At 72.9% G+C, this 13248-nt stretch carries 10 protein-coding genes, 3 tRNA genes and 1 pseudogene; 1 reads left to right on the plus strand and 13 read right to left on the minus strand.

The genetic code is table 11. The annotated features are described in order from the left end of the window. The 8 genes and pseudogenes from TR48_RS43305 to TR48_RS17125 all read right to left on the minus strand — a co-directional run. Positions 1-511: pseudogene (locus tag TR48_RS43305) on the minus strand (hypothetical protein); the annotation flags it as partial. After that, positions 508-1248: a ComEA family DNA-binding protein gene (locus TR48_RS17095; RefSeq protein WP_236652184.1), complete on the minus strand. Its 741-nt coding sequence runs from the start codon at positions 1246-1248 to the stop codon at positions 508-510. The gene TR48_RS17095 and the pseudogene TR48_RS43305, both read right to left, overlap by 4 nt. Before the next feature lie 310 nt (positions 1249-1558). Beyond that, on the minus strand, positions 1559-1903 hold the full coding sequence (locus TR48_RS17100) for a hypothetical protein (RefSeq protein WP_042367965.1): 345 nt from the start codon (positions 1901-1903) through the stop codon (positions 1559-1561). Between the two features lie 121 nt (positions 1904-2024). Further along, positions 2025-2864 (minus strand): DegV family protein, encoded by an 840-nt coding sequence (locus TR48_RS17105; RefSeq protein ID WP_042367968.1) that lies wholly within the window; start codon positions 2862-2864, stop codon positions 2025-2027. Between the two features lie 136 nt (positions 2865-3000). Continuing rightward, entirely contained in the window at positions 3001-5889 is a 2889-nt protein-coding gene (gene leuS, locus TR48_RS17110; protein ID WP_042367969.1) for a leucine--tRNA ligase, read from the minus strand. Between the two features lie 354 nt (positions 5890-6243). Beyond that, a complete protein-coding gene (locus TR48_RS17115; protein ID WP_084729496.1) occupies positions 6244-8241 on the minus strand; it encodes a S53 family peptidase in 1998 nt (665 codons plus the stop codon). Between the two features lie 229 nt (positions 8242-8470). Then, positions 8471-8543: transfer RNA gene (locus TR48_RS17120), tRNA-Ala, on the minus strand. A 65-nt stretch (positions 8544-8608) separates the two neighbouring features. Beyond that, positions 8609-9400 carry an MFS transporter gene (locus TR48_RS17125; protein ID WP_152628010.1) on the minus strand — a complete coding sequence of 264 codons (792 nt, stop codon included), beginning with the start codon at positions 9398-9400 and terminating at the stop codon, positions 8609-8611. Positions 9401-9685: 285 nt separating this feature from the next. On the opposite strand from TR48_RS17125, the gene TR48_RS17130 reads away from it, so the two are divergent. Then, complete coding sequence (locus TR48_RS17130) at positions 9686-10546, plus strand: helix-turn-helix transcriptional regulator (protein WP_042367971.1); 861 nt, start codon at positions 9686-9688, stop codon at positions 10544-10546. Positions 10547-10601: 55 nt separating this feature from the next. Here TR48_RS17130 and TR48_RS17135 read toward each other — a convergent pair. The 5 genes from TR48_RS17135 to TR48_RS17155 all read right to left on the minus strand — a co-directional run. Further along, positions 10602-10674: transfer RNA gene (locus TR48_RS17135), tRNA-Ala, on the minus strand. A 39-nt stretch (positions 10675-10713) separates the two neighbouring features. Next, a tRNA-Ala gene (locus TR48_RS17140) sits at positions 10714-10786 on the minus strand. Between the two features lie 104 nt (positions 10787-10890). Continuing rightward, positions 10891-11538, minus strand: a complete 648-nt coding sequence (locus tag TR48_RS17145; protein WP_042368038.1) for a histidine phosphatase family protein — start codon at positions 11536-11538, stop codon at positions 10891-10893. Then, positions 11535-12020, minus strand: coding sequence for a ribosome silencing factor (gene rsfS, locus TR48_RS17150; protein WP_042367973.1), 486 nt, complete (start codon positions 12018-12020; stop codon positions 11535-11537). Before rsfS ends, TR48_RS17145 begins: the two co-directional genes overlap by 4 nt. 161 nt (positions 12021-12181) lie before the next feature. After that, positions 12182-13248: LCP family protein (locus tag TR48_RS17155; RefSeq protein WP_042367975.1), on the minus strand; the 1067-nt coding region annotated here is incomplete at its 5' end.

A 13248-nucleotide genomic window follows, 5' to 3' on the forward strand; every position in this document is an offset into this window, starting at 1 on the left:
GGGCAGCAGCCGCCCGCCACTCCCCCGCGGCCGGTCCGCGCGCCACCACGCGCACCGGCGTGCTCGTCGCCGTCCCCGCCACGCCGTCGACGACGGCGCGCAGCACGGTGTTCCCGTCGGTGGCGCGACGCTCCGGGTCGGTGGTCACCGTCAGTCGCACCTCGGCGGGGCGGCCCGAACGGGCCAGCTGCGGCACCGGACCGCGGGTCAGCGCCACCCCGGCGAGCCCGGTGCCGGCCGCCGCAGCAGCGGCGCTGAGCAGCAGCGCGGCGAGCACCCGCGAACGCACCCGCCACCGCAGCCGCCCCACCAGCAGCAGCCCGAGCCCGACCGACACGGCGACGCCCGCCGCCCCGAACACCCACCCGGCCTGCGCGCCGCGCAACGGCAGCAGCGCGGCACTGATCCCCCACACCACCACCGCCGGCCCGACCAGCCGCCAGTCCAAGGGACGGTCCTCCGCGCCGCCCGGCCCCTGCCCGGCGGGCGGCTGCTCGTGCCGCTGCGTCATGGCCGGAGCTGGGCGCGGAGGTCCTGGAGGCGGCGCTCGCCGAAGCCGGGGACGAGGCGGAGCTGGTCGACCGACTGGAAGCCGCCGTGCTGCTCGCGGAACTGGATGATGCGCTGGGCCAGCACGGGGCCGATGCCCGGGAGCGCGTCGAGCTGGGCCTCCGTGGCCGAGCTGAGGCTGAGCGGGCCGGAGGCCCGGGCCGCTCCGCCGGGGCCGGGGCCGGGGGCCGGCCCGCCGACGATGATCTCCTCGCCGTCGCCGACCTTGCGAGCGAGGTTGAGGCCCGTCAGGTCGGTGCCCGGGAGCGGGCCGCCCGCGGCGTTGAGGGCGTCCTGCACCCGGGAGCCGGGCGGCAGGGTGCGCAGGCCCGGATTGCGGACCTTGCCGGAGACGTCGACGACGAGCTGGGCGATGGCGGTGCTGCTCGGCGCCGGGCCGCCGGGCGCAGCCCCGGACGCGGACCCGGAGGCGGACCCGGACGAGGGGGACGCCGCCCCCACCGCGGCCGTCCCCTCCACGGCCGGGGCGGGGACGGCGACGGGCTCGGGACGGCCCGCCCAGAAGTGCTGGACACCGTAGCCGAACGCCAGCACGAGCAGCACGGCCAGCCCGAGCAGCGCCCGGCGGTCGAGGTCCCAGCGCTCCTTCAGCGCGAGCGCGAGGGAGGAGGCGAGCGGCGGGCGCGCCCGTGACCGGTCCGGCGCGGCCAGCGGCAGCACCGACGTCACCTCGGACACCGGAACAGGCACCGGCACAGGCACCGGCACAGGCGCGGGCAGAGGCGCGGGAACGGCCGTGGGCGCGGACGCCGGTGGAGGCGCAGCCGTGGCCACGGCCGTGGCCGCGGGAAAGGGGTCCCGCGGGCCGAAGAGGGTGTCGACGCGGTGGCGCACCAGGGCCGTCGTCGCCTCGCGACGGGCCCGGGCCGCTGGGGTGAGGGCGGTTCGCATGCGCCCGACGTTAGGAGCCGTGACGCACCGACGTCCCACCCGAGCTGACGACCTGTGGAAAACCCGCCCCTGTGGAAAACCCGCTCACCCGAAGGCGTTACCCGGCCGGATCCTCCGGCACGAAGCAGATCGCACAGTGACGGCAGAACATCTGCCGCTCCCAGGTCACCCTCGCCCTGCGGGCCTCGTCGACGCCGCGCGAGACGACCAGCCCGACGACCCCGGCCGTCAGCAGGAGCAGCAGGCCCAGCACGACGGCGTGGTCGATCACGAAGAAGGCGCCGACGACGCCGACCAGCAGCGGCGCCCCGTAGCTCGCGGTGCGGCCGCCCGGCGGCGCGAACGACGACTTGAGCGCGCTGCCGTCGGGCAGGGCCAGGTAGTAGTGGTCGAGCTTGACGACCTGTTCGGCCATCCCGCAGTCAGGGCAGACGAACGCCATGGCCCTCTCCTCCCCGCATGCCCCATGTGTCCCAAAGGATGCAGTTGCCGGGAGGATGCCCGCCCAGTCGCCGGTCAACCCACGTCGTGCACGCAGCACCTGACCGCCCGGCGAGTAGGCCTCAGCGCGGGGAGACCACGACGGCCAGCAGCCCCGGGCCGACGTGTGCGCCGATGACCGCGCCGACCTCGGAGACCACGAGCTCGCCCAGTTGCGGCACCTGCTCCCGCAGCCGCTCGGCCAGGGCCTGCGCCCGGTCGGGGGCGGCGAGGTGGTGGACCGCCAGATCCACCTCGCGCGCGCCCGCGTGGGCGACGGCGAGCTCCTGCAGCCGGGCGATGGCCCGGCTCGCGGTGCGGACCTTCTCCAGCGGCTGGATCTGACCGTCCGCCAGGTGCAGCAGCGGCTTGACGGCGAGCGCGGAGCCGAGCATGGCCCGCGCCGCGCCGATGCGCCCGCCGCGGCGCAGGTACTCCAGGGTGTCGACGTAGAAGAGGCCCGCGGTCTCCTTGGCGCGGGCGGTGGCCGCCTCGACGGCCTGGTCGGCGGTGCCCCCGCTGCGCGCGGTCTCGGCGGCGGCGAGGACGCAGTAGCCGAGCGCCATGCCGACCATGCGGGTGTCGACGACCCGCACCGGCAGCGGGGCCTCCTCGGCGGCGAGGAGCGCCGCCTCGTAGGTCCCGGAGAGGGCGGCGGAGAGGTGCAGCGAGACGACCTCGCTCGCGCCCGCCTCCGCCGCCGCGCGGTAGGCCGCGGCGAACGCCTCGGGGTTGGGGCGGGAGGTGGTGACCGGCGCCCTGCGCTGAAGCGCCGCGGCGACCTGGGCCGGGGAGATCTCGGTCCCCTCGGCGAGGACCTCGTCGCCGATGACCACGCTGAGCGGGACGACGGAGATCCCGTAGCGGGCCACCGCCTCCTCCGGAAGATACGCGGTGGAGTCGGTGAGGATGGCGACGGACATGGCCTGGAGGTTACCTGCCGGGAGACCGGAAGGGACAGGCGGACCCGTCCCTTCCAGTATCAGTTCCTCATCGATCCGAGCTGGTCCGAGCCGGTCCGAGCCGGTCCGAAAGGGACCGCCCCGGCCCGATCCACGCTCATACGACGATGTTGACCAGCTTCGGCGCACGCACGATCACCTTGCGCACCTCGGCCCCGCCCAGCGCGGCCACGACGGCCGGGTCGGCCAGCGCCAGCGCCTCCAGCTCGGCGTCGCCGATGGCCGGCGGCACCTCCAGCCGGGCGCGGACCTTGCCCTTGATCTGCACGACGCAGGTCACCGAGTCCTCGACCAGGTACGCCGGGTCGGCCTCGGGCAGCTGGGCGTAGGTCAGCGACTCCTCGTGGCCCAGCTTCTCCCACAGCTCCTCGGCGATGTGCGGAGCCAGCGGGGCGACCAGCAGCACCGCCTGCTCGGCGACCACGCGCGGCGTGGAGCCGCGCTTGACCAGGAAGTTGTTCAGCTCCGTGGCCTTGGCTACCGCCGTGTTGAACCGCAGGCCCGCCATGTCGGTGCGGACGCCGTCGATCGCCCGGTGCAGCGCGCGCAGCGTCTCCTCGTCCGGCGTCTCGTCGGTGACGACGACCTCGCCGGTCTCCTCGTCGACGATGGTGCGCCACAGGCGCTGCAGGAAGCGGAAGGAGCCGACGACCGCGCGGGTGTCCCACGGACGGGAGACGTCCAGCGGGCCCATGGCCATCTCGTACAGGCGCAGCGTGTCGACGCTGTACTCGCCGGTGACCTCCTCCGGCGCGACGACGTTCTTCAGCGACTTGCCGATCTTGCCGATCTCGCGGCTGACGACCTTGTCCTCGAAGTACCAGACGCCGTCGCGCTCCTCGACCTCGGCGGCCGGGACCGGGAAGCCGCGCTCGTCGCGGTAGACGTAGGCCTGGATCATGCCCTGGTTGAACAGCTTGTGGAACGGCTCGCAGGAGCTGACGTGGCCCAGGTCGAACAGCACCTTGTGCCAGAAGCGCGCGTACAGCAGGTGCAGCACGGCGTGCTCGGCGCCGCCGACGTACAGGTCGACGCCACCGGCCTTCTTGGCCTCGGTCGGGCCCATCCAGTAGGCCTCGTTGACCGGGTTGACGACCTCGGTGTCGTCCTCCGGGTCGACGTAGCGCAGCTCGTACCAGCACGAACCCGCCCAGTTGGGCATGGTGTTGGTCTCGCGGCGGTACTGCTTCGGACCGTCGCCCAGGTCCAGGGTGACGTTGACCCACTCCTCGGCGCGCGACAGCGGCGTCTCGGGCTGGGTGTTCGCGTCGTCCGCGTCGAAGGTGCGCGGCGAGTAGTCCTCGATCTCGGGCAGCTCGACCGGCAGCATCGACTGCGGCAGCGAGTGCGCGACGCCGTCCTCGTCGTAGACGATCGGGAACGGCTCGCCCCAGTACCGCTGACGGCTGAACAGCCAGTCGCGCAGCTTGTAGTTGACGGTGCCCTCGCCGATGCCCTGGGAGGCCAGCCAGTCGGTGATGGCCTTCTTGGCGTCGGCGACGCCCAGGCCGTCCAGCGAGATGAAGTCATTCTTCGAGTTGACGAGGGCGGCGTCGTAGGAGTCGAACGAGTCGTCCCACGTCGACGGGTCGGTGCCGCGGTCGTCGGACGGCTGGACGACGCAGCGCATCGGCAGCTGGAACGCGCGCGCGAAGGCGAAGTCGCGGCTGTCGTGCGCCGGGACGGCCATGATCGCGCCGGTGCCGTAGCCCATCAGCACGTAGTCGGCGATGAAGACCGGCACCAGCTCGCCGCTGACCGGGTTGACCGCGTAGGCGCCGGTGAAGACGCCGGTCTTGGTCTTGGCGTCGGCCTGGCGCTCCACGTCCGACTTGGCGAAGGCCTGGCGGCGGTACGCGTCCACGGCCTCGGTGGGCGTGGCGTAGCCGCCGGTCCACTCGGCGGGCAGATCCGCGGACGGCCAGGCGGCGGGCACGATCGAGTCGACCAGCTCGTGCTCGGGCGCCAGCACCATGTAGGTGGCGCCGAACAGGGTGTCCGGGCGGGTGGTGAAGACGGTGATCGCCGCCTCGCCGTCGCCCGCCTCGGTGGTGTGGACCTTGAAGTCGACCTTGGCGCCCTCGGACCGGCCGATCCAGTTGCGCTGCTGCAGCTTGATGGCCTCCGGCCAGTCCAGCAGATCCAGGTCGTCGATCAGGCGGTCCGCGTAGGCGGTGATCCGCATCATCCACTGGCGCAGGTTGGCCTTGAAGACGGGGAAGTTGCCGCGCTCGGAGCGACCGTCGGCGGTGACCTCCTCGTTGGCCAGCACGGTGCCCAGCCCGGGGCACCAGTTGACCGGCGCCTGCTTGACGAAGGCCAGCCGGTACTCGCCCAGCACCTCGTCCCGCTCGGCCGGGGTCAGCGCGGACCAGGCGCGGCCGTCCGGGGTCGCCACTTCGCCGGACTCGAACTTCGCGATCAGCTCGGAGATCGGGCGGGCGGCCCGCGCCTCAGGGTCGTACCAGGAGTTGAAGATCTGCAGGAAGATCCACTGAGTCCACTTGTAGTACGACGGGTCGATCGTGGAGATCGAGCGCCGCAGGTCGTGGCCCAGGCCCAGGCTGCGCAGCTGCTCCCGGTACTTGGCGATGTTGGCCTCGGTGGTCACCCGCGGGTGGGTGCCGGTCTGCACCGCGTACTGCTCGGCCGGCAGGCCGAAGGCGTCGAAGCCCATCGTGTGCAGCACGTTGAAACCGGTCATCCGCAGGTGGCGGGCGTAGACGTCGGTCGCGATGTACCCCAGCGGGTGACCGACGTGCAGGCCGGCGCCCGACGGGTACGGGAACATGTCCATGATGAACGCGTGCGGCTTGTCGGCTGCGCCGGCGGCGTCGGCCTCCGCCAGCGGCCCGACCGGGTTCGGGGCGGCGAAGACGCCGTCCTTCTCCCAGCGGTCCTGCCAGCGGGCCTCGATCTGCGCCGCCAGGGCGTGGGTGTACCGGTACGGAGCGGCCGCAGCCGCCTCGGAGGTGCTCTCGCTCATCGTCCTCAGACTCCAGGGGTGCCAGCTCGGAAGTGTGTTCGTGCGCCGGAAAACGAAAAAACCCCTCGTGCAGGAGGGGTCGCCACGCTGACTCCGGCCATCGTGGCTTCGAGCAGGCCGGTCCTTGTCAGCGCGGCCGGCTAAGGAGCAGGCGCGCAGTTCGCATGGCGCAAGGGTAGCAGGCGGTCACGATGGGCAAGCGGGGGAGCACACCAGGGGCGCGGGACCGTACCGACGTGCGGCCTCGCCGCTCGGGCGCGACAAGCACCCACCCACGTGGAGCCCCGACCGCGCCGGGCCGTCCGCACGGCTGTGGTTGCTCGCGCAGTTCCCCGCGCCCCTGGCGTAGTGCCACTACCTCGCCGACTTCACTCCGCCGTTCGGCTTGAACGAGATGATGTAGCCCGCCGCGGGCGAGCCGACGCCCGTGACGTCGTCGTAGCCCTGGGTCGCCTGGAGGGACGAGTCCAGGCCCATGGTGCGCAGCGAGGTCACCGTGCCCTTGGTGGCGTCGACGTTGTCGGCGTAGTCCACGCGCACCACCGCCAGCCGGACGTTCGTGCCGTACGGGGAGTCCGTGACGTCGTGCAGCGCCGGCGTGCCGTAGCGGTCGTAGATCGCCGGGTTGGCGAAGCCGAGCGGGCCGCCGGCCGCCTGCTGGGCGAGGGCCTGGATGCCGGCGATCACCGGCGCCGCGAGGCTCGTCCCGCCGACGCGGTACTCGCTGTACGCCGTCGTGCCGTTGGGGAAGGACTGCGTCTGGCCGACCAGGAAGCCGGTGCTGGAGTCGGCGACCGCCGCGATGTCGGGGAGCACCCGGTGCTTCGCGCCGGAGTAGTCCGCCAGCGTGTTCGGGACGACCGGCGCCTGGTAGGTCGGCTGGGCGACCCGCGAGCTCGTGCCGCCGCCCGCGCCCGCGAGGAACGTGCCGGGCAGGGAGGTCCACGCGGTGCCGGAGGACGCCAGCGGCGCCTTGTCCGTGCCCCAGCCGGTCTCGAAGAGGTACTGGCCGTCGGCGCCGATGCCGAGGGACGTGCCGCCGACCGCGGTCACCCACGGGTTGGAGGCCGGCATGTCGGTCTGCTTCGAGCCGGTCGCGGCCTTCTCGTCCCCGCCGTCCCCGCTGGAGAAGTAGTAGCCGATGCCCTCCAGTGCGCCGGTGGTGAAGATCTTGTCGTAGACGGGATCCATCGCGGGATCACTGGCGAGCTCCGGCTCGCCCCAGCTGTCGCTGACGATGTCGGCGAGGTGACCGTCGTTGATCTTGTTGAGCGCGTCGATCAGGTCCGTGTCGCCGCAGGACGCCGCGCCGACGTAGGTGAGCTTCGCGGCGGGGGCCATCGCGTGGGCGGCCTCCAGGTCGAGCGTCTGCTCGCCGTACCAGCCGCTGGCGCCGCAGCCGTCGGGGGCGGTGGTGGAGGGGGTCTCGGTGTTGGTCCAGGCGGCGGCGTCGACGCGGGTGAGCTGGCCCGCGGCGTAGGGCGCGTCGCCGTGCGCGGACGCGTACCGGGTCAGGTCGTCGGCGAGGGTCGGCGAGTCGTAGGCGTCGACGACCGCGATCCTCGCGCCCGCTCCGGTCAGCCCGCTGGCCGCGGCGCCGTAGGCGGAGCGCAGCTGCGCTCCGGTGTACCCCTTGGTCACGTACGGCATGACCTGGCCGTAGGCCTTGGGCAGGGTCGTGGCGGGCTGCTGACCGTAGTAGTCCGACATCGGCGGGGCGTTGACGAAGGCAGTGGCAGGGCCGGGCAGGACGTCGCGGGGGCCGTGGTGGGCCTGGTGCGGGGAGGAGTCCAGGCCGGTGACGGAGAGCACGTCGCCCGCGACGGCGGCGGGGACGGTGGTGAGGCCGTCGGGCGCGGTGTAGACGTGACCGTTCTTGCGGTACGCGTGCAGGTGCGCCCCGAAGGCCCGGGTGGCGGCGGAGGCGTCGCCCTGGACCAGGAGGTAATGGGTGTTGCTCCCGGTGACCCGGAACCCGGCGCCGGTCAGCCAGGCCGTGACCGCCGCGACCTGCGCCCGGGTCGGGCCGAAGCGCTCGCTGATCTGGCCGGGCGTCAGAAAGTGCCGGTACCGGCTCGATCGGGGGTCGGCGACGGCCATGGCTTCGGCGGCGAGCGCCTGGCGCGCGCGGCCCGCGAGGTGGACCCGGGCGACGACCCTGGAGGCGCCGGGGACGACGCCCTGGTCGACGGCCGCGGCCGTCGTCCAGACCGGCGCGGTGCCGGGCAGCGGGACCCGGTCCGGGCGGGCGCGGTCCGCGGCGGCCGCTCCGCCGGGGAGCGCGGTGGCGGCCGTGAGCCCGGCGCAGAGCAGAGCCGCGGTCAGGGTCAGCAGCCTCCTGGTGGGACGCATCGAAGCAACACCTCTCTCGTCTGCGCGCCGTGTCGGTACGCGGTCGAGGGGAGGATGCGCAGCGGGAGGGGCCTCTGAGCAGGGGTGCAGCCGATCGCTCCGATGATCTGCTGATTATTCATCAGATCGGGTTGTTGTCGCGGTCGGACGTGATCGTCCAGGGGGACGCGGCCGGGGAACGCCGGAGGGCCGGTGCCCGTTCCTGGACACCGGCCCTCGAAGCCTGCTGTGGAGCTATGGGGAATTGAACCCCAGACCTCTTGCATGCCATGCAAGCGCTCTACCAACTGAGCTATAGCCCCGTGCGCCTCGCGGCGACGTGCCTAACTGTACACGTTCCCCGAGGGCGTCGACCAATCCGTTTCGCTCACCCCCGAGCACCGCGCACCGTCCTGACCAGCACGGCCGCGCCCAGCATCAGCAGCGCCACCGCTCCGAGCGTCACCGCCAGGGCCGCGCCGGAGGCGGCCGGGCCAGGGGCCGGGTAGTGGACCCGGGAGAGGAAGAGCGCGCCGAGCGCCGCCACGCCGACGACCTGGCCCAGTTGCAGGACGGTCACCATCACGCCGCTGGCGTCCGCCGCGTGCTCGGGTGCGACGCTCCCCAGCGCACGGGCGAACAGGGGGCTGTAGGCGCAGCCGCCCGCGACCCCGACGACGAGCAGCGCGGCACGCTGCGTCCAGGAGACGGCGTGGCCGTCGCGGGCCAGCAGACCCACCACGGCGAACGCCGTCGCGCCGACGACCAGGGCCAGCAGCGGCAGGGGCCCGTGCAGGCGCTGCGGGAGCCGCCGCCACCACAGACCCGCCACACCGAAGCCCAGCATCGTCGGCGCGACGGTCAGGCCGCTGCGCAGCGCGCTCGCGCCGAGGCCGGCCTGCAGGTGCAGGGCGAGGGCGACGGCGAACGAGAAGCCCGCGACGCCGGTCATCACCAGGAAGATCGCCCCCGCGGCCGGGGCCAGACCGGGCGCGGGGAGCACCCGGGGCTGGATCAGCGGGTGGCCGCCCTTGGCGGCGACGGCCCGCTCGACCAGCACGAAGGCCGCGAACAGCACCACGCCGGCCCCGAGCAGCGCCCAGCACCACGCCGACCACCCCTCGTCGTGGCCGAGGACCAGCGGGACCACCAGGGCGCCGATCGCCAGAGCCAGCAACACCAGGCCCCATGAACTGGCCGGTGAGCACGAGACCGAGCAGCAGGCCCGGTCTGGCGCCCGCCCGGGTGCGGACGGGTGGCGCGGCGGGTGCGGACGACGGGACGGGCGAGGTGGGCGCGGCGGACACGGATGACGCGGAGCGGACTGCGACGCGCTCGTGCTGAGAGATCGTCATGGGTCAACCCTCCCGGCCTCGCGTGCGCCGTGGAGAGAGCCCGTCGGTGCTGGTACCGGCGGTACCAGGAAGCCTCCGGAACTGTCGGACCCTTCGGGCACGATAGGGGCATGACGACCGTCACGCTCGACCGCCGTGCGCAGCTCGCCGAGTTCCTCAAGACCCGCCGCGCGCGGGTCACGCCCGCGCAGGTGGGCCTCGCGCCCGGCCTGCGACGCCGCACGCCGGGCCTGCGACGCGAGGAGGTGGCGCAGCTCGCCGGTGTCGGGGTCACCTGGTACACCTGGCTCGAACAGGGGCGTCCGATCAACGCCAGCGAGCAGGTGCTCCAGTCCATAGCCCGCACGCTCCGCCTCGACATCGCGGAGCAGGCCCACCTGCTGCGGCTGGCCGGGCTGCGTCCCGCCGTGCCGGATTCGCTGGAGTGCGCCACCCAGCCGCAGGTGCAGGCCATCCTGGACGCGCTGGACCCGCTGCCCGCGGCGATCAGCAGCGCCCGCTACGACATCCTGCGCTGGAACGCGGCCTACGAGACGATCTTCCCGGGCGCCACGCTCACGGACACCCACCGGAACAACTCGCTGTGGGCCGCGGCCGTGGTCCCGGACTGCTGCAGCGCCTTCGTCAACCGGGACGAGGAGCTGCCGCGCATGGTCGCGGTGCTGCGTTCCAACTACGCCGAGCACCTCGGCGATCCCGAGTGGGAGGGGTTCATCGCGGACCTCCTCGAGGCCAGCGAGGACTTCGCCAGGCTCTGGGCGCAGCAGGACGTGGCGCTGCATTCCTCGCGGCTGAAGGTCTTCCGGCACGGCTCGGTGGGCGAGCTGCGGATGACGGCCACGAACCTCCAGGTGCTGGGCATGCCCACGGCCCGCATGGTCGTCTACACCCCGAACGACGAGGAGACGCGCGAGCGCGTGGCGTTCCTCCAGGCCAACCCGGGTCTGCCGGTCGTCGACCACACCCACTGACCCGCACTCGCCGAAACGACGGAACCCCCGGCCGAAGCCGGGGGTTCCGTGAGTGTGGAGCTACGGGGAATTGAACCCCGGACCTCTTGCATGCCATGCAAGCGCTCTACCAACTGAGCTACAGCCCCGTGATCTATCCAGTTGTCCTGCGTGTCAATCGTCCTGCGTGGAGCTACGGGGAATTGAACCCCGGACCTCTTGCATGCCATGCAAGCGCTCTACCAACTGAGCTACAGCCCCTTGCCCTGCTTCGTTCCCGGCTGCTTCCGCGTCCCGCGAACGAAGAAGACTCTAGCGGTTGTGGGGCCGAACTGCGAAATCCGGCCCCACGGCCCCCAGGTCCGTCAGGTGTCGTCGCCCATCACGGGCTCCGGCAGCGTCCCCGCGTTGTGCTCCTCGAGGCGCCAGCCGCGGTAACCGCGGCCCAGCACCGACCAGCAGCAGTTGGACAGGCCGCCGAGGGCCTCCCAGCTGTGCTCGGGCAGGTCCAGCATCCGGCCGATCGCCATCCGGATGGTGCCGCCGTGGCTCACCACGACGAGGGTGCCCTCCTCCGGAAGGCTCTCGACGGCGTCCAGGACCACGGGGACGGCCCGGTCGGCCACCTCCGTGTGCAGTTCGCCGCCGCCGCGGCGGACCGGCTCGCCCATCTTCCACAGCCGGTACTCCTCGCCGTACTTGGCTTGGATCTCGGCGTTGGTCAGGCCCTGCCAGGTGCCGGCGTAGGTCTCCCGCAGGCCGGGGTCGTGCTTGACCGGCAGGCCGGTGACCTCCGCGAGCTGCTGGGCCGTCGCCGTGGCGCGCTGCAGGTCGGAGGAGACGATCGCGTCCGGCCTCAGCGCCGCCAGCAGGCGCGCGGCGCGGCGCGCCTGAGCGAGGCCCGTCTCGGTCAGCGGGATGTCCGTGCTGCCCTGGAAACGGCCCTCGAGGTTCCACGACGTCTGGCCGTGCCGCCAGAAGACGACACGGCGCCCGCCGACCCGGCCGCTCAGCGCCGCGCCTTCGCGGCCTCGGCGGCCAGGACCGCCTCCACGTGGGCGAACTCGGCCGGCTGGGCCACCGGCTCGCCGTCGGCCGCGGCGGCCTCCTCGGCGCGCTTGCGGCTCGCCTTGGCGTCCTCCGGCAGCTCGATCTCGGGGCAGTCCTTCCACAGCCGCTCCAGGCTGTAGTACGCGCGCTCCTCCGAGTGCTGCACGTGGACGACCATGTCCAGGTAGTCGAGCAGGATCCAGCGGCCCTCGCGCTCGCCCTCGCGGCGGACGGGCTTGACCCCGCGCTCCACGGCGAGCCGCTCCTCGACCTCGTCCGCGATGGCCTTGACCTGCCGGTCGTTCGGCGCGGAGGCGAGCACGAAGGCGTCGGTGATGGCCAGGACCTCACTGACGTCGAACGCGATGATGTTGTGGGCCAGCTTGTCCGCGGCGGCCTGGGCGGCCGTTGCGACGAGTTCGAGGGCCCGGTCGGTTGCGGTCACAGCATGCTTTCCGTCGGGGGGCAGATGCATCCAGGATCTCACGAACCGCCGACAGGCCGCGAAAGCCTTTCTTTCGCGGCCTCTCCCGCGGCCTCAGCGCGCCTGTGTCCCTGCGCCGCCACGACCCCTGGGCCCGGGGCCCGCCCCGACCTCGGCCGAGCTCAGGCGCTGGCCTTGTAGTCGCGGCCGAGCTCCACCAACAGGTCCACCGAGAGCGGGGACGTGACCTTTTTCACGGCCGAGGCCGGCAGGCCGAGCGTGGCGGCCAGCGCCTTCGCGTCGGCGAGGCGGGTGTCGTCGCCGTACTCGATCACCGAGGTGCTGCGGGTCGCCGCCTTGGTGGTGCCGGGCAGCACCACGTCGCCGGAGTTGGTGATCGCCGCCTGCGCGTACTCGGCCGCCTTGGGGTTGCCGCTGGCGTCGACGACCTGGACGCGGGGCGCGGTCTGACCGCTCTCGCTGCTGACCTTGCCCGCGAGCAGTCCGCTGACCATCGCCCCGGCGCCGGAGCCGAGGGTGCCGTTGCCGAGCACCGGGAGCGTCTCGGTCGAGTAGGCGCCGCCGCGGGCGTCGGTGGAGAGCTTGGCGAGCAGCGCCCCGAGGGCGTCGTCGCTGAGCGAGGGGTCCTCGACGGCGCCCATGTGCGTGATCTTCGAGGCGGCGGCGGTCGGGTCCGTCGGCATGGCGGTGATCAACGCCTGCAGCATCACGCCGAAGCGGTTGAGCTGGGTCTGGTCGGTCTCGCCCTTGGCCTTGTAGGTCGCGAAGGCCATCGCCGCCGCGCCGTTGACGGCGGTGTTCTTCCCGGGGCTGATCACCTGCTTGCCGCCGAGGCTCACCGCGACGTCGGAGTCGATGTTCACGCCGCCCACGATGTCGACCAGGTTCTGCAGGAACGGGGTCTGGATGTTCCAGGTGGCGGAGATGTCCGTGCCGAGCAGGTTGTTGATGCCGGTCCGGGTGCCGTAGGCGCCCATGGAGTCGACCGCGGAGTTCAGCGCCAGCAGGCCGCTGCCGGCGTCCTGCGGGACGCCGAGCGTGCCGGGCAGCAGCAGCGTGACGCCCTTGGCGGGCGAGGGCTCGGAGATCAGCAGCGCGCTGTAGACGTTCTTGTTCAGGTCGTGCAGGTGGACCGCGATGACCTCGCGCTTGTTCGCGGCCGGGACGGCGGCCGACGCACCGGAGCCGATCTTGCCGGTGGCGTAGAGGTAGCCGACGCCGCCGCCCG

The sequence above is a fragment of the Streptacidiphilus neutrinimicus genome (assembly GCF_000787815.1).
GTDB classification, from domain to species: Bacteria; Actinomycetota; Actinomycetes; order Streptomycetales; family Streptomycetaceae; genus Streptacidiphilus; species Streptacidiphilus neutrinimicus.

What these genes read in the sequence shown, in the direction of transcription:
- TR48_RS17100 (WP_042367965.1), bottom strand. Translation starts at nt 1,903, where the DNA reads ATGGCGTTCGTCTGCCCTGACTGCGGGATGGCCGAACAGGTCGTCAAG.
- TR48_RS17105 (WP_042367968.1), bottom strand. Translation starts at nt 2,864, where the DNA reads ATGTCCGTCGCCATCCTCACCGACTCCACCGCGTATCTTCCGGAGGAG.
- leuS (WP_042367969.1), bottom strand. Translation starts at nt 5,889, where the DNA reads ATGAGCGAGAGCACCTCCGAGGCGGCTGCGGCCGCTCCGTACCGGTAC.
- TR48_RS17115 (WP_084729496.1), bottom strand. Translation starts at nt 8,241, where the DNA reads ATGCGTCCCACCAGGAGGCTGCTGACCCTGACCGCGGCTCTGCTCTGC.
- TR48_RS17130 (WP_042367971.1), top strand. Translation starts at nt 9,686, where the DNA reads ATGACGACCGTCACGCTCGACCGCCGTGCGCAGCTCGCCGAGTTCCTC.